This is a genomic window from Roseibium denhamense, assembly GCF_009711415.1.
Lineage (GTDB): Bacteria > Pseudomonadota > Alphaproteobacteria > Rhizobiales > Stappiaceae > Roseibium > Roseibium denhamense.
Genome location: NZ_SMLZ01000098.1, coordinates 1 through 20,439 on the forward strand (window position 1 = coordinate 1; position 20,439 = coordinate 20,439).

Annotated in this window: 21 protein-coding genes; 6 read left to right on the plus strand and 15 right to left on the minus strand. The window is 59.0% G+C overall.

All coding sequences use genetic code 11. The features are described 5' to 3' along the window. Positions 1–138 precede the first annotated feature (138 nt). From E1180_RS06110 to E1180_RS06130, 5 genes are all read left to right on the plus strand, one after another. Positions 139–600 (plus strand): pilus assembly protein N-terminal domain-containing protein, encoded by a 462-nt coding sequence (locus E1180_RS06110; protein ID WP_155190290.1) that lies wholly within the window; start codon positions 139–141, stop codon positions 598–600. A 17-nt stretch (positions 601–617) separates the two neighbouring features. Next, a complete protein-coding gene (locus tag E1180_RS06115) occupies positions 618–1,190 on the plus strand; it encodes a TadE/TadG family type IV pilus assembly protein (RefSeq protein WP_155190291.1) in 573 nt (190 codons plus the stop codon). Positions 1,191–1,302: 112 nt separating this feature from the next. After that, positions 1,303–1,818, plus strand: a complete 516-nt coding sequence (locus E1180_RS06120) for a pilus assembly protein (protein ID WP_196220547.1) — start codon at positions 1,303–1,305, stop codon at positions 1,816–1,818. 109 nt (positions 1,819–1,927) lie between these two features. After that, positions 1,928–3,340, plus strand: coding sequence for a bifunctional enoyl-CoA hydratase/phosphate acetyltransferase (locus tag E1180_RS06125; RefSeq protein WP_155190293.1), 1,413 nt, complete (start codon positions 1,928–1,930; stop codon positions 3,338–3,340). Further along, complete coding sequence (locus tag E1180_RS06130; RefSeq protein ID WP_155190294.1) at positions 3,340–4,524, plus strand: acetate/propionate family kinase; 1,185 nt, start codon at positions 3,340–3,342, stop codon at positions 4,522–4,524. The genes E1180_RS06125 and E1180_RS06130 overlap by 1 nt, the downstream gene beginning before the upstream one ends. Before the next feature lie 63 nt (positions 4,525–4,587). Here the strand turns inward: E1180_RS06130 and E1180_RS06135 are convergent, their stop codons facing one another. Then, positions 4,588–5,568 (minus strand): PhnD/SsuA/transferrin family substrate-binding protein, encoded by a 981-nt coding sequence (locus tag E1180_RS06135; RefSeq protein WP_155190295.1) that lies wholly within the window; start codon positions 5,566–5,568, stop codon positions 4,588–4,590. Positions 5,569–5,610: 42 nt separating this feature from the next. Between E1180_RS06135 and E1180_RS06140 the strand changes: the two genes are divergently transcribed. After that, entirely contained in the window at positions 5,611–6,231 is a 621-nt protein-coding gene (locus E1180_RS06140; protein ID WP_155190296.1) for an HAD family hydrolase, read from the plus strand. A gap of 55 nt (positions 6,232–6,286) precedes the next feature. Here the strand turns inward: E1180_RS06140 and E1180_RS06145 are convergent, their stop codons facing one another. From E1180_RS06145 to E1180_RS06210, 14 genes are all read right to left on the minus strand, one after another. Then, positions 6,287–7,315 (minus strand): histone deacetylase family protein, encoded by a 1,029-nt coding sequence (locus tag E1180_RS06145; RefSeq protein ID WP_283404497.1) that lies wholly within the window; start codon positions 7,313–7,315, stop codon positions 6,287–6,289. A gap of 55 nt (positions 7,316–7,370) precedes the next feature. Then, entirely contained in the window at positions 7,371–8,369 is a 999-nt protein-coding gene (locus E1180_RS06150) for an aldose epimerase family protein (RefSeq protein ID WP_155190298.1), read from the minus strand. Between the two features lie 75 nt (positions 8,370–8,444). Then, positions 8,445–9,944 (minus strand): phosphomannomutase/phosphoglucomutase, encoded by a 1,500-nt coding sequence (locus E1180_RS06155; protein ID WP_155190299.1) that lies wholly within the window; start codon positions 9,942–9,944, stop codon positions 8,445–8,447. 67 nt (positions 9,945–10,011) lie between these two features. After that, on the minus strand, positions 10,012–10,512 hold the full coding sequence (locus tag E1180_RS06160; RefSeq protein ID WP_155190300.1) for a retropepsin-like aspartic protease family protein: 501 nt from the start codon (positions 10,510–10,512) through the stop codon (positions 10,012–10,014). Between the two features lie 292 nt (positions 10,513–10,804). Beyond that, positions 10,805–11,725, minus strand: a complete 921-nt coding sequence (locus E1180_RS06165) for a ribokinase (RefSeq protein ID WP_155190301.1) — start codon at positions 11,723–11,725, stop codon at positions 10,805–10,807. Positions 11,726–11,824: 99 nt separating this feature from the next. Further along, positions 11,825–12,454, minus strand: coding sequence for a uracil phosphoribosyltransferase (upp, locus tag E1180_RS06170; protein ID WP_155190302.1), 630 nt, complete (start codon positions 12,452–12,454; stop codon positions 11,825–11,827). Between the two features lie 66 nt (positions 12,455–12,520). Further along, positions 12,521–13,759 (minus strand): DUF1688 family protein, encoded by a 1,239-nt coding sequence (locus E1180_RS06175; RefSeq protein ID WP_155190303.1) that lies wholly within the window; start codon positions 13,757–13,759, stop codon positions 12,521–12,523. A gap of 48 nt (positions 13,760–13,807) precedes the next feature. Further along, the gene (locus tag E1180_RS06180; RefSeq protein ID WP_155190304.1) at positions 13,808–14,812 is read right to left on the minus strand and encodes an adenosine deaminase; all 1,005 of its coding nucleotides are present in this window, start codon (positions 14,810–14,812) and stop codon (positions 13,808–13,810) included. Positions 14,813–14,847: 35 nt separating this feature from the next. Beyond that, positions 14,848–16,068 (minus strand): phosphopentomutase, encoded by a 1,221-nt coding sequence (locus E1180_RS06185; protein WP_155190305.1) that lies wholly within the window; start codon positions 16,066–16,068, stop codon positions 14,848–14,850. An 85-nt stretch (positions 16,069–16,153) separates the two neighbouring features. Further along, positions 16,154–17,470: a thymidine phosphorylase gene (gene deoA, locus E1180_RS06190; protein ID WP_155190306.1), complete on the minus strand. Its 1,317-nt coding sequence runs from the start codon at positions 17,468–17,470 to the stop codon at positions 16,154–16,156. Positions 17,471–17,472: 2 nt separating this feature from the next. Beyond that, positions 17,473–18,249, minus strand: a complete 777-nt coding sequence (gene deoC / locus E1180_RS06195) for a deoxyribose-phosphate aldolase (protein WP_155190307.1) — start codon at positions 18,247–18,249, stop codon at positions 17,473–17,475. Beyond that, entirely contained in the window at positions 18,246–19,055 is an 810-nt protein-coding gene (locus tag E1180_RS06200; protein ID WP_155190308.1) for a purine-nucleoside phosphorylase, read from the minus strand. The genes deoC and E1180_RS06200 overlap by 4 nt, the downstream gene beginning before the upstream one ends. Before the next feature lie 6 nt (positions 19,056–19,061). Then, complete coding sequence (locus tag E1180_RS06205; RefSeq protein ID WP_155190309.1) at positions 19,062–19,460, minus strand: cytidine deaminase; 399 nt, start codon at positions 19,458–19,460, stop codon at positions 19,062–19,064. Further along, positions 19,457–20,437 carry an ABC transporter permease gene (locus tag E1180_RS06210; RefSeq protein WP_244313980.1) on the minus strand — a complete coding sequence of 327 codons (981 nt, stop codon included), beginning with the start codon at positions 20,435–20,437 and terminating at the stop codon, positions 19,457–19,459. The genes E1180_RS06205 and E1180_RS06210 overlap by 4 nt, the downstream gene beginning before the upstream one ends. Positions 20,438–20,439 lie beyond the last annotated feature (2 nt).

The window sequence follows — 20,439 nt, forward strand, 5'->3', positions numbered from 1 at the left end:
TACGAACATCAGCTGCGAATTACCTGACACTGGGTCTCTGCAGCAATTTACTCTTCTTCATTTTCTGCGTTAGCGCTTCGTTCACTACGTTCAGTGCATTATCTCGCCGACGAATATGCATCTGGAGTATGGAACGCCATGTATTCACGGATCACGAGTTGGTTTGTTGCAATCGCTGTGATGGCAGCACTGTCTTCCGCTCATGCGCAAGATGGTCCTGTCGAAGTGTATGTGGACCGCGCCAAGGTATTCCGGATCGATGACGGTGCAGCGGCCGTGATCGTCGGTAACCCGTTTATTGCCGATGTTTCCATGTTTGATGAAAACACAGTGGTTGTGACCGGTAAGAGCTTCGGAACGACAAACTTGGTCATACTTGACATGGACAACAATCCCATCGTCGATGAGGTGATCACGGTAAAATCGTCGAGTGATGACGTGGTAACCGTTTACCGGAGAGTGAGTAGAGAGTCGCTCTCATGCAACCCCGAGTGCGAACCAATGCTCCGGCTCGGCGATGATGATGATGCGTTTAAAGTCGCGGCAGACCAAGCCACGGCACGGAATGAACTTGCCATCACCGCCGCAGGTGGCAACTGAACCAGGGATGATTTGGTTTGCGCATTCGAGTATTTGATCGGCTAACACGTTCTCTCCGGTCCATCGGACGGACCGCACAGAAGTTCGGCAGGGACATTCGCGCAACTGCTGCCATCGAGTTCGGCCTTGTGGCCATCCCATTTCTATTGACCCTGTTTGCCATCATAGACCTTGGACTAGCCTACACTGTGAGCCGTCTGAATGACAACGCTGTGGCCGAAGCGAGCCGTATTATCCGAACAGGTCAGGCTGCAAACGGAAACCTTTCCGCTGCGGACATCAGAACCGAAATCTGTAATGCGATGCCGTCCTTCATGTGTGACCCTGACCGGATCATTCTGGATGTGACCAAACTCGACTCCTTCACCGATTTTGACGACGATGACAAGGTTGGGTCGATGTATGACGATGACGGCGTCCTTCAGACAAACTTTAACTTCACGACCGGTGAAGCCGAGGAAATCATCATCGTACGCGTGATCTACGAGTGGCCGATGCTGTTCTCTATCATGAACCTGAGTTATGAAGACTACAACGGTATGCGTCATTTCCAATCAACCATGGTTTTCCGGAATGAACCGTTTTCATAAAAGACTGTTTGCATCGCACCGCATCTGCGGCCGCGTAGAGGGCCTGCTACGAACATTTGCGTCGGATCGCACAGGTGCAAGTGCAGTTGAATTGGCGTTGCTGTGGCCTTTCATGCTGCTGATTTACATTGGCCTTTTTGAAGTAAACGAGGCCTTCAACCAGGATCGTAAGATCAGCCGCACCGCAAGCTCGATCGCTGACCTTGTCGCTCAGACTCAAACAATAAGCCTCGCCGAGCTCGTAGCTGTGACGGATGCTGGAGACGCGTTAATGGCGCCCTATCCGACCACGGGGCGTATAGGGCTTATGATTGCCAGTGTGTCCATCGACGCAAACGACAATGCAACAACCGACTGGAGCTATTCCAGCGGCACCGGGGCTGCGTGGACTGCGGGAGATCCGCCCGGCGAGACCCTCCCTGATGAGATCGTACAGGCGAATACATCCTTTATCGTCGCAAAGGCGGAATACTCCTTCGCGCCAAGTTTTCCAGATTTGTGGTCAAATCCGTTGTTTTCTGAGTTTGGAGCCCAAGACAGCATCCTTGGACAGTCGATCACACTCAGTGACACTGTTTACCTAAGGCCGCGCCTGGTGAGCCAGATCGCGTGTTCCGATTGCCCGTAAAACCGGAAGATAGGCAATGTCCCGGATTTCGGCTGCCGTCTTAGGTTTGTAACTTGCCCCCAATATGGTGCGCCGCAACAGGCAGCACGAGATTGGGGATCCTCCTGACATGGCATCAAACAAGACCTACGAGCAGATTTCCATTGGCGATACCGCTGAAATCATCCGTGAATGCTCTTCAAATGATCTCCTGGTATTCGCGCATGCCTCCGGCAATCACAACCCGATCCATTTGCCCGACACAGACTGGACGGGCGACGGCAAAGTCGACAAGCCTGTCGCCCCGGCCATGTGGGTCGGCGGGCTCGCCTCCGCTGTCCTTGGCAACATTCTCCCTGGCCCGGGCACGGTCTATCTGACCCAGTCTTTCCGGTTTCTCGGCCGCGCGGCCGTTGGCGACAAGATCCACGTCAGGGTGACGGCGAAAGAGAAGAAGCCGGACAATGTGGTCGTCTTTGACCTGTCGGTCTCAAAGGACGGGACGCCTTTGGTTGAGGGTGTTGCCGAAGTCCGGGCCCCGGTCAAGACAATCGAATTCGACTCCAGCGCGTTACCGGCCCTGCTCGTCCAGCGGCACCGGCATTTCAACCGGATGATTGAAATGGCAAAAACGCTGCCGCCCCTGCCAACGGCGGTAGCCGCTCCAGATGACCCGAATTCTCTGGAAGGCGCCTTGCTGGCGAAACGCGAGGGTCTTATTGACCCCATCCTGATCGGCGCGCGGGAACGGATCGAACAGGCAGCCAAGGAACTGGGCGAGAGCCTGGAGGGCCTTGAACTCATCGATATTGAGGATGAAAGCGAAGCGGCCGGAAAGGCCGTAGACCTGGTGCATGAGTGCCGCGTCAAAGCGGTCATGAAGGGCCACCTTCACACCGATCACCTGCTTCATCACGTGGTCAAGAGCAATGGCGGGCTCCGGACCAAGCGGCGGATCAGCCATGTCTTCGTGATGGATATTCCAGGCCGGAAGACACCGGTTCTGATTTCCGACGCCGCCATCAACATCACACCAGATCTCAACACCAAGGTCGATATCACGCAGAACGCCATCAATGCCGCCCGTGCCATTGGACTGGACACACCGCGCGTCGGCATCCTGTCTGCCATCGAGACCGTGAACCCGGCTATCCCGTCAAGTCTTGATGCGGCCATCTTGTCGAAAATGGCTGAACGCGGCCAGATCACCGGCGCTATCGTGGACGGCCCGCTTGCCATGGACAACGCAATCGATGTTCAGGCGGCCCGCACGAAGGGGATCACATCGCTGGTCGCAGGACGGGCGGAAGTGCTGATCGTGCCCAATCTGGAATCCGGCAACATGCTGGCCAAGGAGCTCACCTTCATTGCCCATGCCGAAGCCGCCGGCCTTGTCATTGGCGCAAAGGTTCCGGTCATGCTGACAAGCCGGGCAGATGACAGCCGGGCGCGGCTCGCCTCCTGCGCATTGGCACTGCTGCACACACACTGGAAGGCGACCGGAGCGCCGGTTGCGACCCTCGACCGGGACGGGGAAAACTGATGACGGAAACCATTCTGGTTCTGAACTCCGGCTCCTCCTCGATCAAGTTCACGCTGTTTGCGGATGATGCAGTGATGCTGGACGGACAGGTTCAGGGGCTCGGCGCCACACCGCACATCACCTTGAAATCCAGGACCACGGGCCAGACAATCGACCGCGGCCTGACGGAAAGTGAAGGCGCGTCCCATACCGCCGCCATCGCCGCCCTGCTGCCGCTTTTTGAGGACGACCTCAACGGACGGTCCGTATCAGCCGTCGGTCACCGCGTGGTCCATGGCGGTGTTGACCATTCCGAGCCACTTCAGATTACCGAAGACGTCTTGGATGACCTCAGAACCCTTGTGCCTCTGGCACCCTTGCATCAACCGCACAATATCGCAGGGATTGAAGCCGCGCAGACTGCCTTTCCCGAAGCGGCCCAAATCGCCTGCTTCGACACTGCCTTTCATCGTAACCATCCCTGGGTGAATGATACATTCGCGCTGCCGAGACCGCTCTATGATGAAGGCGTCCGGCGCTACGGATTTCATGGCCTCTCATATGAGTACATCTGCTCCTATCTGAACCGGGCGCACCCGTCCGCCTATTCCGGGCGGCTCGTCGTTGCGCATCTGGGAAATGGCGCCTCCATGTGCGCCATCCGCGACGGCCAGAGCATCGGGTCCACCATGGGCTTCACCGCGCTTGACGGCTTGCCCATGGGAACGCGCTGCGGTCAGCTTGACCCTGGTGTCGTTCTCTATCTCCTGACCACCAAGGGAATGACACCGGATGAGGTCTCGGACCTTCTTTACAAGCAGTCCGGATTGAAGGGGCTCTCCGGCATCAGCCAGGATATGCGCACGCTAAGCGAAAGCCAGGATCCGAAAGCCGCCGAAGCGATCGACTATTATGTCTTCCGCCTCAAGCGCGAAATCGGGGCCATGGCTGCCGTGCTCGAAGGGCTCGACACCCTCGTTTTCACCGGAGGGATCGGAGAAAACGCAGCCGGCATCCGCGAGCGCGTCTGCGCAAAACTCGCCTGGCTTGGCGTTGACATTGATACGGACAAAAACTGCGCGGCTGCGGAAACCATCTCGTCCCCATCCTCGCGTGTGACCGTGATGGTCATCCCGACCAATGAGGAAGAGATGATCCGCCGGCATACGTCCAAACTGTTAAGCACGGTCCCGGTTCCAGCCTAAACACAGAGACCTAACTGGCCGGGAAAGCGGATCGCCGTCCGAAGACCAGGCCGACAGCCTGTCTCAGGGCTGTCTTGGGGCGAGCACAGCTGCAAAATCATCTTCATAGGTTCGCAGGACGGGCCGGAAGTCCGCATGGACAACAGGCTCGAAGCCACCCGGCAGATCCGGCTCGATGGCAAGATAGGCATCCGGTGCTTCCCGGCGGAGATCCATGAGGCCCGCGCGCAACCGGCGTTTCAGGTCGTCCGGCAAATCGGACCGCACAGAGTGTGCGGTGTAAGGGATCGGCGGTGACCGCCAAACGATCTCCAGGTCGTTAAAACCGCGCCCGCCGAGCACATAAAAATCATTCAGTGTTCCTGCCGTGTAGCCAACCTTCGCCTCACCGGCCAGGGATGACCAGCCAAACGTGGCGGCCACGCGCCCATCCAGGACAGCGCGGATGCCTTCCACCGGGTTCTGCACCTCCACAAGCGGACCGAAATGGGTGTGCGCGTTGATGCCGTCTGCCGCCAGATTGGCGAGCGGCACACGGTAACCGGAAACCGATTCTGCTGCTCCGACCCCTATCCGTGCCCCCTTCAAGGTATCCAGGCTGCCCTTGATGCCGGTGCGCTTGGCGATGATCACGGCATAAAACCGGGCCGGAAAATCATCCGGCGCGGCGGTCACCAAGGGTTCGATACAGCTGCACAGACGGTACGCCGCCGCATAGGCGGATGGCGACAAACGGATATAGTCGATCCGGCCGGAGGAGATCGCTTCCACCGCCTCTCCCATGGTCTCCAGCAGAAAAAGATCGACCGGAAGATCGACGATGTCCTCCATCACGAGGCGGAACGCCTCGACCCGGTCACGCGCTGCAGGATCCCCGGCAATAATCACCCCAAGGCGCAACCTGTCGGGTGCACCGGCCGTCTCCGATGCGTTTGCAGGTGTTCCAAAGACCGTTGCAGCTGCCAAGGACAGGCACAAGAAGGCGGCCATGGCGCAAACAGCCATAAGCCTGACATAACTCTTTGATGAAAGTGAAAAAAACATTCTGAAACAAGCCGTCCCTGATCAGCCCTGCCAGGAGCCCTCATGTCAAAACCTATCACGGCAGTGATCTTCGATATAGGAAATGTCCTCATCGAATGGAACCCGGAGTACCTTTATCGCCGGCTGATACCCGATCCTGCGGAACGGCATCACTTTCTCACTGAAATCTGCAGCATGGATTGGAACATCCAGCAGGACCTTGGGCGTTCCTGGGAGGACGCCGTTTCACAGTTAAGTGCGCAGTATCCGGACAAGTCCGACCTGATCAGGGCTTATTCGGAGGGGTGGCACGATATGGTTCCCGGCGAGGTTCCAGGCACGCTCCAGCTTCTGCAAGACCTCAAGAAAGGTGGCATGCCGCTCTACGCAATCACCAATTTTTCCTCGGAGAAATTCACGGAAGCGCAAGAACGGTTTCCTTTCCTGAAAACCAGCTTTCTCGACATCGTCGTCTCGGCGGAAGAACAGCTGATCAAGCCCGACCCGGCAATCTACCGGATATGTCTTCAGCGCAATGCGCTTGATCCCGAAAACTGTCTTTTCATCGACGACTCGCTTGCCAATGTTGAGGCCGCCCGTGCGCTCGGCATCGCCGCGCATCATTTCAAAGGCGCGCAGGGTCTTGAAAAAGACCTGAAATCCCTTGGGCTCTTGACTGTGTGATCGGGCTGAACGGATCCTTCAAGGGATCCTATGTTTTCGACTGAACGCCCGCAGATTAGCCGGCAAACCCCTCCAGAACATTGACGCAATTGGTGCCGAGCGCATCAATGGCATAGCCGCCTTCCATGACGAACAAGGTAGGAACGCCAACCTTGGCCAGGCGCTGGCCAAGGCGAATGAAATCATCGCTGACGAATTTGAAGCCCGAGATCGGATCCTTTTCATAACAATCCAGCCCCAGAGAAACGATCAAGGCTTCCGGTTTATAGACAAGCAGCCAGCGGCATGCCTCTTCAAGCGCCGGCGTGTATGCCTCCCAATCGGTTCCAAGAGGCAACGGCCAGTTCCTGGTAAAACCGGTGCCCGCATGCTCGCCCGTCTCGTCAGCGTACCCCAGGAAATAGGGATACTCGTCCTTGGGATCGGCGTGGATGGACAGGAACAATACATCCGGCCGGTCGTAGAACAGCGATTGCGTGCCATTGCCGTGATGATAATCGACATCGAGAATGGCCACGCGGTGTAGACCGTAATCACGCAGATACTGGGCTGCGATGGCTGCATTGTTGAAGAAGCAATAGCCCCCGAAAAAATCGTAACCGGCGTGGTGACCCGGCGGGCGGCACAGGGCAAATGCCGATTGTTCACCGTCGAGCAGCATTTTCGCCCCTGTCAGGGCCGTATCGGCAGAGGCCCGCGCCGCCTGATAGGTGTTCCCGCCCAAAGGCGTTCCGGCATCCATTGAATAGCGGCCCAGCAACCCGTCGATATGTTCCACTTTCGTGTCCTGGCGAAGGCTGCGGATGGGCCAGACAAACGGAAAAGCTTCCTTGGAGCGGCCAGCTGCCGTCCAGGAGTCCCAGAAGGTTTCGAGAAAACCGACATAATCGGGCGCATGAACCCGGTGAAGCGGTCTTACCGGAAACTCTGCCGGTTCGATGATGTCCCCGACCTGCCTGTCTTTAAGCGCTGCAAGAACCATTTCCGCGCGGCCCGGAATTTCCACGGCAGGCTTAAGTTTCCCATCCGAAATTTCCTGGGCCGGCGCATGTGCGAGCTGGGTGCTTGAGAAAATCGTCTTCACCAAAAATCCCCCAGTCGATGGCGCATGTCAGCGGTGCGAACCCGCACCGTGCGATTTAAGAAAATCGGAATTCGCTAACGTGACCATAAGTTTCGCCCGGTTTCAATAAAACGCTGGTGAAATTCTGACGGTTCACACTGTCCGGCCATCTTTGCGGCTCCAGGCAAAGCCCGGCATGTGATCCGTAAGGCTCACCGCCGAGGCCCGGCACCGGCACATCCAGCCGCGCCGCATCATAGAATTGCAAGCCGGGTTCGGTGGTCCAGACTTCCATCCGCCGCTCCCCCGTGCTGTCCTCGAGAGCTGCGGCGAACTCAACGGTGTCCCTGGGAGCGTCCGCCAGGCAGAAATTGTGATCATAGATCACGTCTTCCTCACCCGGCCGCCGGCGGACCTTCCGCCCATCCTGAAAATCATAAGGCGTCCAGGCGACTTTCCGTATTTCGCCCGTGGGCATCAGCATGGCATCGACGGGCAAATAGCTTTCCGCGGCGATTTCCAAAGTATGGTCGAGAATTGTGCCGCCGCCGTTGAGATTGAAATAGCTGTGCTGGGTCAGGTTCACCGGCGTTGTTTTGTCAGTCGTTGCGGAAAACTTGACCCGCAGGGCTCCGGCACCGGTCAGCGTGTACCTGACAAGCACTTCCACCCGGCCCGGATATCCCATGTCGCCGTCTTCGGAGACAAGCTTCAGCAGAACGCTGGCCTTGTCGCTCTGCTCGATTTGCCAGACGCGCTGCGAAAAGCCCGCACTTCCCCCATGCAGATGGGTCTTGCCTGCCTCATTGCAGTCCAGCTGGTAGGCCACTCCATCGATGGTCATGCGGCCACCTGCAATCCGGTTCGCACAGCGCCCGGCGATCACGCCGAAATATCTTGGATGATCCAGATAGCTTTGAAGCGTGTCAAAGCCGAGGACAACCGATTGCCCGTTCACTTTCAGATCACGGACCAAGGCGCCGTACGTCAGGATCGAGGCTTCCAGCTGCCCCTTCTTGAGGGTGATCTCCTCGACGTCCGTTCCATCCGGCAGGGTCCCGAAAATCGCGGGCATGAACTTACTCCAGCGGCAATCCGTTGAAAAAGGGGCGGTCCAAACCATGGCCGCCCCAGCATGTTAGTCAGGCTTTTAGAGCGTTTGATTGTACTCGCCGACTTCCGTGTTCTCGCGCAACACGGCGTCCACGGCCTTGAACATGGCATGCAGCCGCTCTTCAGAGACCGGGCTCTCCACGACAACCACGAGCTCCGGCTTGTTGGATGAGGCCCGCACGAGACCCCATGTGCCATCTTCGCTGACAACCCGGACCCCGTTGACCGTAATCAGATCCGTGATCGCCTGTCCGGCAACGGTTTCGCCATTTGCCTTCATTTCCTGGAACCTGGCAACGACGCGGTCGACCACATCGTATTTCACCTCGTCCGCGCATTTGGGGGACATGGTGGGCGAGCCCCATGTCTTGGGCAACGCACGGCGCAGGTCCGCCATCGTCTTGTCCGGGCTGCGGTCAAGCATGTCGAGGATGGCAATGGCCGACACAAGCCCGTCGTCATAGCCCCGGCCAATCGGCGCATTGAAGAAGTAGTGGCCCGACTTTTCAAACCCGACAATTGCGTTCAGGTCGGTTACCCGGCGCTTGATGTAGGAGTGACCGGTCTTGAAATAATCGGTCTTTGCCCCGTTTTCCTTCAGAACCGGATCCGTGTTGAAGAGGCCCGTGGACTTGACGTCCACCACGAACTGGCTGCCTGGATGAAGCGCCGAGATATCGCGCGCCAGCATCACACCGACCTTGTCCGCGAAAATTTCCTCGCCCTCGTTATCAACCACACCGCACCGGTCACCATCGCCGTCGAAGCCGAGCCCGACATCCGCTCCGGTTTCCAGAACCTTGTCGCGGAGCGCATGCAGCATCTTCATGTCTTCGGGATTCGGATTGTAGCGCGGGAACGTGTGATCAAGCTCCGCATCCAGCGGGATCACTTCCGCGCCCAGCGCTTCCAGGATTTTCGGTGCGAATGCTCCGGCTGTTCCGTTGCCGCATGCCGCAACCACCTTGATCGGGCGCTTCAGTTTTGCGCGGTCGGTGAGGTCCTTGAAATAAATGTCCGGGAAACCGTCCACGAAGCGGTAGCTGCCGCCGCCCTTCAGATCGAAGGCAGCGTTCAGGACAATCTCCTTCAGGCGCCCCATCTCATCCGGACCGAATGTCAGCGGCCGGTCAATGCCCATCTTCACGCCGGTCCAGCCATTGTCGTTATGCGAAGCCGTGATCATGGCGACCGCCGGGACATCAAGGGCAAACTGCGCAAAATAGGCCATGGGCGACAGCGCCAGCCCGATGTCGTGCACGTTGACACCGGCCGCCAGAAGCCCGTTCACAACCGCCATCTTGATCGTTGAGGAATAGCTGCGGAAGTCATGCCCGACCACGATATCCGGGCGCACGCCGCGTTCATGGATCAAGGTGCCGATGCCCATTCCAAGGGCCTGCATGCCCATCAGATTGATTTCTTTTTCAAACAGCCAGCGCGCGTCATATTCGCGGAAACCGGTCGGCTTCACCATTGGGCTGGATTCATATTCAAAAGTGTTCGGGAGCAAATGCGGTTGCGGTTTGGGAAACATACTTGCCTCTTAAAGCCAACTGACGCGATACCGTTGAGCTTGGAAAATTCATTTAGATTTTCGCGCGTCACTGAACCAGTACAAGGGTGCTGTTAGAGATGTCAAACCGTTCAAGGCGGGACAGCACCGACATGCCCAGAAGCGGTTTCGACAAGCTTTCATCCTGCAGCACCAGGGCCTCGACATCGCGCAGGAAGATATCCCCCATCTCGAAACTCCGGATGACAACCCGCGCGGCGGACGTTGTCCCGTTCGCCGTGTTTACCCGGTACTTGAATTCCTCATCATCAGGATAGACCCCGACATCTTCCGCAACACTTCTGGGCAGCGCAGTGGAACTTGCCCCCGTATCAACCAGCAGCTCATACCGCCGGCCGTTCAACAAGGCCGTGGCGAAGTACTGCCCGTTCCGGCTTACGGGAATGCGATGGGTCCGGTCGACGGAGGTTGACGTCCGGCCATTCTGGTCTCCCTGCGGCGCTTCCGGAGCAACATAACGGTCGGCTAGGTAAGGCACGAGCGGCGCCAGAGCGGCACAGAAAAGAAAGATGACAATGAAACGCCACATGTAAATTCCTCGCGCGGGTCACCCAAATCCTGAGGCCGCCTGTCCCTTCAGTTGCGCGGACCGACCATCAGCAAAATGCAAGCACCAGCCATCTTCTGCTTCATAATCACATCATGCTGGAACGCGATCTGAAACAAAGCCTCTCGCGCATGTACCGCGCCCGCTAGAGCACCGGGCGCTCTGTCAAAAAACGCCCAAAGATGCCTGGTCACTCCACAATCATCAGCTTTAGGCGGTCAACCGGATCCGATTTACCGCCCGCTGATCCAGGCCAGGACGTATCATCTGTTCCTTAGGATGCCGTAAAGTCCGCCGCCGTGATTTGATCGGCCAGGCGTTCAATCTCCGCTTTCATCGGCGCGCTGGACTGGGCCCCCGTGACGGTGCACGCCAGGGTACCGGCGGCAACACCGGCCTTCAAGGCACGTTCGAACGTCGTGCCTGCGTCCGCAGCTGCAGCGAATGCACCGCAAAAGGCGTCCCCGGCGCCGGTGGTATCCACGGCCTCTATCTTCGGCGATGCAATCCTGTAACGGTCCTCATGGCTGGCTGCCACCACTCCTTTCGAACCGAGAGTGACCACGACCTTCCGGGCTGGCGAGACCATGTAGTCCAGAAATGCTTCCAATCCCGGATCGATTGCGAGCTTGCGGGCAATTTCAGCAGCTTCCGTCTCGTTGACAATCAACGTATTGACCGTTGCAAGCGCGGCTTTGATATCGTCGTCAGGCACAGGCGCCAGGTTCCAGATGACCTCTGCCCCGGAATCTTGCGCCAACTGCATTGCCTTGCGGATTTCCGGGAATGGGACTTCCCCCTGAAGCAGCAAGATCCGGCTGGCCGCCAACGACAAACCCAGCCACTTGGCCTCAACCCGGTGGTTTGCGCCGCTCGCCACCATGATCTGGTTTTCGCCATCCGGGTCGATCCCGATGAAGGCAAGGCCGGTTGCCCCGTCGAGCGTGCGGACACTTGCAAGGTCCACACCGGCATCTTCCATGTTCCCGATGGCCAGCGCGGCAAACGCATCCGTTCCCACAGCCCCGACCATCTTGACGGAGGCGCCCGCACGCCGCGCAGCAAGGGCCTGATTGGCCCCTTTGCCCCCTGCGAACAATTGATGGTCCGGCCCGCTGACCGTCTCCCCCGCCTTCGGCAAACGCGGCAGGGCCACAACCAAATCCAGATTGATCGAGCCAAAAACCGTAATCATGACGCCCCCATTTGCTCCAACGTTAGGGTGTCTGACCCATTTCGCAAACAAAAAAGCGCGGAGCCGCAGCACCGCGCTTTTTACGAGACCAGCACCGACTTATTTCGTGCCGTACATCCGGTCACCCGCGTCGCCGAGACCGGGTACGATGTAGCCCTTTTCATTCAGCTTGCGATCAATCGAGGCCGTGTAGATCGGCACGTCCGGATGCGCTTCGTTGAATTTGGCGACACCTTCGGGAGCTGCCAGAAGACACAGGAAGCGGATATTGTTCGCGCTGCGTTCCTTGAGTTTCTGGATAGCTGCAATCGCGGAATTGGCCGTTGCCAGCATCGGATCGACCACAATCACCAGCCGCTCATTCAGGTCTTCAGGGGCCTTGAAGTAATACTCGACCGGCATGAGGGTCTCCGGATCGCGGTAAAGACCGACATGCGCCACGCGCGCAGACGGAACGAGGTCGAGCATGCCTTCCAAAAGACCATTACCAGCCCGCAGGACCGATGCAAAGACAAGCTTCTTTCCAGCCAGAGTCGGCGCTTGCATCTCTTCCAGCGGCGTCTCAATGGTCTGGTGGGCGAGAGGCAAGTCCCGGGTTACTTCGTAACACAGCAGAGTGGAGATCTCCCGCAAGAGCCGCCGGAACCCCTGGGTCGACGTTCCCTTGTCGCGCATGATGGTCAGCTTGTGCTGAACCAAAGGGTGGCTGATGACATTTGCTCCGGACATATCTGCCTCTCTTGTGCACTGGCCCGTTGCCGGAACCTGTTCGACGAATTTGTTTATGTTCAGGACCTATGCCCCGAACGGCAACCAAAAAACAGCCCCCGGGTTCAGCAATTCCTGCAGTTTCGTGGTTTCCTGACCGTTTTTTTTCAAAGCGGATACCCCTGCGCGGCTGGTACCGCCTTCCAAAATGCAGGTCAGCGGCAACTGGCCAGCTGCAACATCCAGTTCAGCGCGCAGATGATCCGCAAGACGCTCCGCCAATGCGGCACTCACGGCCCTGATTTCCACCATGCGGTCCCGCGCATCGATTGGATCAAGGCTCTGATCAGCCGTTGTAAAATTCAAGACACCGGTGCGCACAAACAAGGCGGCATGACGGTCATCGGCAGGTGCCGTGAGTTGCTCCAGACCCTCCGCTTCCAACCCCGCCCACGCCAAGGGCTCGACAAGGGAATAGGCCATTTCCTGGGCCGCAAGATGAAACGGGACGATCGCTCCCGGAGTATCGGATTGTGGCACGCTGTGTTCGAAACTGTCTCCAAGACCGACGTCGCCGACAGATGCGCCCCCGGTCCAGACCGGCGCCAGAACCTCCATCAGCGTCTCAAGAACACTGCTCAGATCCACGGAACCACCTGCCTCGCGCACCTTGCCAAGCACCATCAGGCCGGCCCGGGTCACATCGTCTTCGGTGCAAAGGTCCGGGCGGACCGACATGGCTTCGCCGAACCGCTTCAAGTGCTTGCGCATCTGTTCCAGAAGGTCTGCCGACTGGTCCGCATCCCATTGCAGTCCAGCGGCAAGCTCGGGACTGTCCAGTGCGATCAAACTGTCCGCATCCACCCGGTAAGGATCGCTCATGGCGTTGGAGAACGACCCTGCGGCAAACATGTGAAACGCGGCAAGGCAAGATGCTGTCCGGCCGTTCGCTTTGGTCTGTGTCAACGGATCGACAAACACCCAGCCGGCGGGCGTGACGGTTTGCATGACGGCTGCCAGCACGACCAGATCGGCGGCGGACAAAAGCATGTCATGCGCGGTCTCAAACTGGCGGGCGCCGGCCAGGGCGGACCACCGGTCATAGCCCCCGGTTTCGAACTCCCGCCAAAGCCCGTAGGGTGGGATTTGAAGGTCGGGGTAATTTTCCTTGGTAGTCTCCAAAACAGTGACCATGGCATCGCCGAATTTGGAAAGATCCACAGCAACATGGCGCAGCTGACCGGCCGCCGCCTTGTCCAGAAGGATTGCGGCCTCTGACCGGACCCGGGCAAGCGCAAAGTAATCAAGCGCGGATATTGCATTCATTGCGGACATTCCCTTGTGCCGGACGGCACTTAGTAAACACTTACAGATTTATGAACCAGCGTTCTGACGGGCGCTGTCCAGACGGACGAGAAGACGGTTCTTGGTCGCCTCGTCGCAGAAGGCCGCCTCGATTGCGGTGCGGGTCACCTCTAGCTGGTCCTCGTGGCTCAAGCCGAATGTCTCGGCAACAGAGGCATATTCCTTGCCAAGCGTTGTTCCGAAAAAGGGCGGGTCGTCGGAGTTCAGCGTAATCTTCACGCCCTCCTTGCGCAAAATGTTCACCGGGTGGAACCGCAAATGGGTGTAGACGCCCAAAGAGATGTTGGAGCCCGGACACACTTCCAAGACGATGTCCTCATCAATCAGCCGTTTGACAAGGTCAGGGTCTTCAATCGCCTTTACCCCATGGCCCAGCCTTGAAACCCGCAAGAACTCCAGAGCCGCGACAACGCTGTCAGGGCCGCCGAATTCTCCAGCATGCGCCGTCGTACCCAGGCCCGCTTCGGCCGCCATCCGGAAGGCTTTTGAAAAATTGGCCGGATGGCCTGACCGTTCATCACCGGCAAGCCCGAACCCGGTCACGAGCGGGTGCGGATTGCCGATGACCTCTTTTGCCACTTTTTCCACAGCAGCGGAGCCAAAGTGCCGGACACCGATGGCAATCATGCGGCCTTCAATGGCCGTATCCATCTTGGCGCGTTCCATGCCCGCCGCCAAACCGTCCACATAGGACCGGTAGGACAAGCCAGCCGCCTGGGCGTGATCGGGCGAAATGAAGATCTCGCCGTAGATCGCGCCTTCCGCCGCGAGCATCCGGAAATAGGTTTCCGCCAGAAGCGCATAATCCGCAGGTGTCTTGAAGACACTGCTGGCCAGATCATACGCCTTCAGGAAGCTGGTGAAGTCGGTCCAGGCGTATTTGCCCTTCTCGTCCAGCAGACCCGAAATGTCGACGCCTTGCTGGCCGGCCAAACGGGTAACGAGGCTCGGCGGCGCGGCGCCCTCGATGTGACAGTGGAGTTCAACCTTCGGAACCGGGAGGGTCTCGATCATGTCCCACCTGTCATGTTTAGGCGCTTCCCAATCATTCAGAGAAAACTGGAACCATGTTGTCCGATGGCAATGCCGAGATGGTCGGCGATGCTTTCTCCAATATCAGCATAAGTCGTCCGTCCGCCAATACTTTTGGCGGCGATCCCCGGTCCGGTTCCAATCACGGGAACGTTTTCACGGGTATGATCCGTTCCGCGCCACGTCGGATCACAGCCATGGTCTGCCGTCAGGATCAAGAGATCACCCGGACGCATCTTGCCGATCATCTCCGGCAGCCGCTGATCGAAATGCTCAAGCGCAGCCGCATAGCCCGGTACATCGCGCCGGTGACCGTAGAGCGAGTCGAAGTCGATGAAATTGGCGAAAATCATGTCGCCGTCACCGGCCATATCCATGGCTTCCAAAGTCCTGTCGAAGAGCTGATCGTTTCCAGCGCCCTTCAAAACCTTGGCAACGCCCTGATGGGCAAAAATGTCCGAAATCTTGCCGATGCCATAGACCGTCCGGCCATCCGCTGTCAGCCGGTCAAGCAGCGTCGGTTCGGGCGGCAGAACGGAATAGTCGCGCCGGTTGGCCGTCCGCTCGAAATCCGCCGACGTTTCCCCCTTAAACGGGCGCGCAATCACACGCCCGATATTGTACGGATCGGCCAGCTCGCGGGTGGCCTCACAAAGGGCATATAGCTTCTCCAGCCCATAGTGATCTTCATGGGCGGCAATCTGGATGACGGAATCCGCCGAGGTGTAAAAGATCGGCTTGCCGGTCCGCACATGCTCTTCGCCCAGTTCGGCAATGATCTCCGTGCCAGAGGCATGCTTGTTGCCGAGGACGCCGTCCAGCCCACATTTTGCGCTGATCTTTTCGATCAGCTCATCCGGAAAGGTCGGGATCGTTTCAGGAAAGTATCCCCAGTCGAAACGCACCGGAACACCGGCGATTTCCCAGTGCCCGGACGGTGTGTCCTTGCCGTTGGAAACTTCCGCTGCATAGCCCCACAGCCCTTCCGGTTCGCCCGCAAAGGAAAGCCCTGGAATAACGTTGCCCGTGGAGAGCCGTCCGGCAGCCCCCAGGCCCAGCCGGTCCATATTCGGGACCGACAGCAACCCGTTGCGCAAGCCGTCCCGGTCTCCCTCACCGTTCGCACAGTGTTGCGCGATATGGCCAAGCGTGTCGGACCCGGCATCTCCGAAGGCTGCAGCGTCTTTTGCGCCGCCGATACCGAAACTGTCCAAGACGCACAGAATTGCGCGAGGCATGGGCATCTCCTCTTGTTGTTCTCATTTATTGCCGGCGACCCCGCCGGAGGGCGCTGCTGGCTCGTTCCAGCAGCGCGGGGCATTGTTAAGGCGCGATGCGGTCCACAACGCTTGGACGGTCAACAACATCGGTTGCCGACCCGACCGAATAGGCATCGCGCAGGGCAATCGCCGCCGCTTCCGCCTCGTCTTCGGTCCGCGCATGCACGATGGCCAAGGGACTGTCCGAATTGACCGAGTTTCCGACACCGGCAAGGCTCGTGAACCCGACAGACGGATCGATCACGTCTGCAGCCGCTTTCCGGCCACCGCCCAGGGCAACGACGGCGACACCGACCGCGCGGGCGTCGATCCCGGTCACGACACCGTCTTCAAACGGATAAACAGGTGCCTCGAAATTCGCCTTCGACAGATAGAGCTCCGGCTTGTCCATAAAGTCGGTTGGGCCGCCAAGTGCATGCACCATCTGCGCGAATTTCTCAGCCGCCCGGCCGCTTTCAAAGGCGGTCCGCATCATATCGCAACCGGCTTCGGCCGTGTCGGCAAGGCCGCCGCTGGCCAGAAGCTCACCGCCCTGGGCGACGGTCACATCCCACAGGCGGTTGTCGACGGCTGTGCCTTTCAGGAAATCGACCGCGTTCTGCATCTCCACGGCATTGCCGGCGGCGGACGCAAGCGGCTCGTTCATGTCGGTCAAGAGCGCCGTTGTCTTCAGCTTGGCGCCATTGGCCACCAGCACGAGGCTTTCTGCCAGGGCGCGCGCTTCGTCGAGCGAGCCCATGAAAGCGCCGGTTCCCCACTTCACATCGAGGACGAGACCCTGCAGACCTGCCGCGAGCTTCTTCGACAGGATCGACGCGGTGATAAGGTCAATGCTCTCAACCGTCGCCGTCACATCGCGAATGGCGTAAAAGCGCTTGTCCGCCGGGGCAAGATTGCCGGTCTGGCCAATCACCGCACAGCCAACTTCCTTGACCACCTTGCGGAACAGGGCGTTGTCGGGCTGGGTCTTGTAGCCGGGGATGCTGTCGAACTTGTCCAGCGTCCCACCGGTATGGCCGAGGCCACGGCCTGAAATCATCGGAACAGCGGCCCCGCAGGCAGCCAGAGCCGGTGCCAGCATCAAGGAGACGTTGTCGCCAACGCCACCGGTCGAGTGCTTGTCCAAGACCGGCGCATCAACATCGGACCAGTCCAGCACATCGCCGCTGTCGCGCATGGCAAGGGTCAGGGCGACACGTTCGTCAACGCTCAAGCCCTTGAAAAAGACCGCCATCGCAAGCGCAGACACCTGTCCTTCGGTCACGGAGCCGTCCGCCAGCCCCTTCACGAAGAAGGCGATCTCTTCGTCAGTGAGCGATCCCCCGTCGCGTTTTTTTCGAATTAGTTCCTGCGGCAGCATTTTTAGTATCCTTCTTTTGCCGTTGCTTCCTTGCCTTCGATGGTCGCGATCAACGCATCGAGAAGGCTGCTCGCGCCGAAGCGGAACGTGGAAGCGGAAACCCAGTTGTGGCCCATGATGCGGTCTGCAAGCTCCAGATAGCTTGCCGCATCCACGGTTGTCTTGATACCGCCGGCCGGCTTGAAGCCGATAACGCGTTCCGCTTCCTCGCGGCGGGCTTCCTCGATTGCCGTCAGCATGATCTCCGCCGCCTCAAGGGTGGCGTTGACGGACACCTTGCCGGTTGACGTCTTGATGAAATCGGCCCCGGCAGCAATGGCGATGTTCGAGGCCGCGTGGATGAGCAGCGGATCCTTTATCTCACCGGTCTCCAGAATGACCTTCAAGATGGCAGGCGCCGGGATCGCGGCTTTGACGCGGATGATCTGTTCTTCGGCAAAGCCCTTCCGTCCGGACGCGAAAGCCTTGTACGGCATCACAAGATCGATCTCGTCCGCCCCGTCGGCAATCGCCTTTTGCGTCTCGGCGACAACAGCCTCTGTATCCTCGCCGCCATCTGGAAAGTTGACCACGGTGGCAACCTTCACCCCGGTGCCGGTCAGCTCCTTGACGGCCTGCGCCACAAAGCGCGGCCACACACAAACCGCGGCAACGGACCCGTGGTCGGTCACGGTGCGTGCGGTCAGGCTGGTGATGTCCTCAGCGGTGCAATCATCATTGAGATTGGTCAAGTCGACGAGCCCGAGGGCGCGTTTGGCCGTTTCGATCATATCGCTCATTGGCCGATCTCCTTCACGAATGCACGGACAAGGTCTTTCATCCGTTCCATGCCCTGAAGGGCGACGGCTTTGGTTTCGTCATGGGACAAGGCATGGGTCTGCATGCCCGCTCCATAGTTGGTGATGATCGACATGGCGGCCACGCGCATGCCGACAAACCGCGCCATGATGACCTCCGGCACGGTCGACATTCCGACCGCATCGGCCCCAAGCGTCTTCGCCATCCGGATCTCGGCCGGCGTTTCGAAAGACGGGCCGGAGAACCACATGTAAACCCCCTCGGCAATCGGATCGCCTGTCTCTTCGGCAACCTTCTTCATGGCCTCGCGCAGTTGCGGGTCGTAGGCCGTGCTCATGTCGAGGAAACGCTTCTCGTCTTCCTCGCCGATGAGGGGGTTCATGCCGGACCAGTTGATATGATCGGAGATCAGCATCGGCGACCCGGGCGCAACTTCCGTGCGCAGGGAGCCAGCCGCATTGGTTGCCAGCAGGATCTCGCAACCGAGTTCCTTCAGGGTCTCGACCGGCGTGCGCATCACGGTCGGATCGCCGCCTTCATAGTAGTGCGCCCGGCCGGACAGGATCACGACCGGAACACCGGCGAGCGTCCCGGCGACAAGTTCGCTGGAGTGCGAGGTCACGGTGGACACCGGAAACTCGGTCAGATGGGAATAGGGAATCCGCACCGGATCTTCGACTTCTTCCGCCAAAGCTCCCAGGCCCGAGCCCAGGATCATGCCGATCTTGTAGGAACCAGAACGGGCGGCGCGGACGATTTCCGCGCATTCACGGCCATAACCACTCATCGTGGGTCAGTCCTTTTTGTCTTCAAGTTCAAAGGCGGCAGGCAACAGCTCATCCATGGTGAAGCTGCGGCGGATGCCATTCAGGTCAGCGACATGGACGACAAGGTCGTTCGTCGCGAATTCTTTCAAGCGCTGGCGGCACATGCCGCAGGGCGTGCAAAGCGCAGCATCCCCGACCACGACCGCTTCCGCGATCTTGGTGTGTCCGGCGGCAATCATGGCACCAACCGCACCGCCCTCGGCACAGACACTTACCGGGTAGGACGCGTTTTCAACGTTGCATCCGGTAAAAACCGTGCCATCCGGCGTGCGCAGCGCCGCGCCCACAAGGAAGTTGGAATAGGGCGCGTAGGCTTTTTCGCGCACCGCCTTGGCGGCTTCAAAGAGACTGTTCAAGTCGCTCATGTCCGCTCCTTCAGATACGGGACACCGGCTGCCTTGGGCGGGATCGCCTTACCGATAAAGCCGGCGAGCAGGATGACGGTGAGAATATACGGCAGAGCCTGGAAGAACTGGCTCGGCACCTCCCCGATCAGCGGAAGCTCCTTGCCTTGCTGGCGCAGGGCAAATGCATCCAGGAAGCCGAAAAGCAGGCAAGCCAGCATGGCGTTGACCGGCTTCCACTTGGCGAAAATCAGCGCGGCGAGCGCGATAAAGCCCTTGCCGGCCGTCATGTCCTTGATGAACCCGGAGGCGAGCGCAATGGAGAGCGCGCTTCCGGCAAGACCACAGAAGAACCCGCAGGCAATGACAGCGCGGTAGCGCAGCCAGGTGACCGAGATACCGGCTGTATCGACAGCCGCCGGGTTTTCACCGACCGCGCGCAGGTGCAGGCCAAACCGGGTCCGGTACAGCACCCACCAGGTGAGGGGAACCGCGAGGAAGGCGACATAGACCAGCAGGTTGTGGCCGGACAGGAGATCCGAATAAACCGGTCCCAGATAGGGAATGTCCCGGATCTCCTCCGCAAACGGGAAGGTGATGTCCAGGAACCGGCCGCCTTGCGGCAGCGAGGGCGTCCGTCCGCCCTGGCTGAACCAGTACTGGCCCAAAAGCACGGTCAGACCGGCTGCCAGGAAGTTTATGGCAACCCCTGAGACGATCTGGTTGCCGCGGTTGGTGATCGAGGCAAAGCCATGCAGAAGCGCAAGCCCCACGGACACAACAATCCCTCCGGCGAGCCCCAGGAAGGCATTGCCGGTGACATATGCAACGGCACCGGCCCCGAAGGCAGCGCCGAGCATCTTGCCTTCCAGGCCGATATCGACGATCCCGGACCGCTCCGAATAAAGCCCCGCCAGACACGCCAGCAGCAAGGGCGTGGCAAGCCGCAGGGTTGAATCGAGGGTCAAGATCAGCTCTTGGAAATACATCTCAAACATAT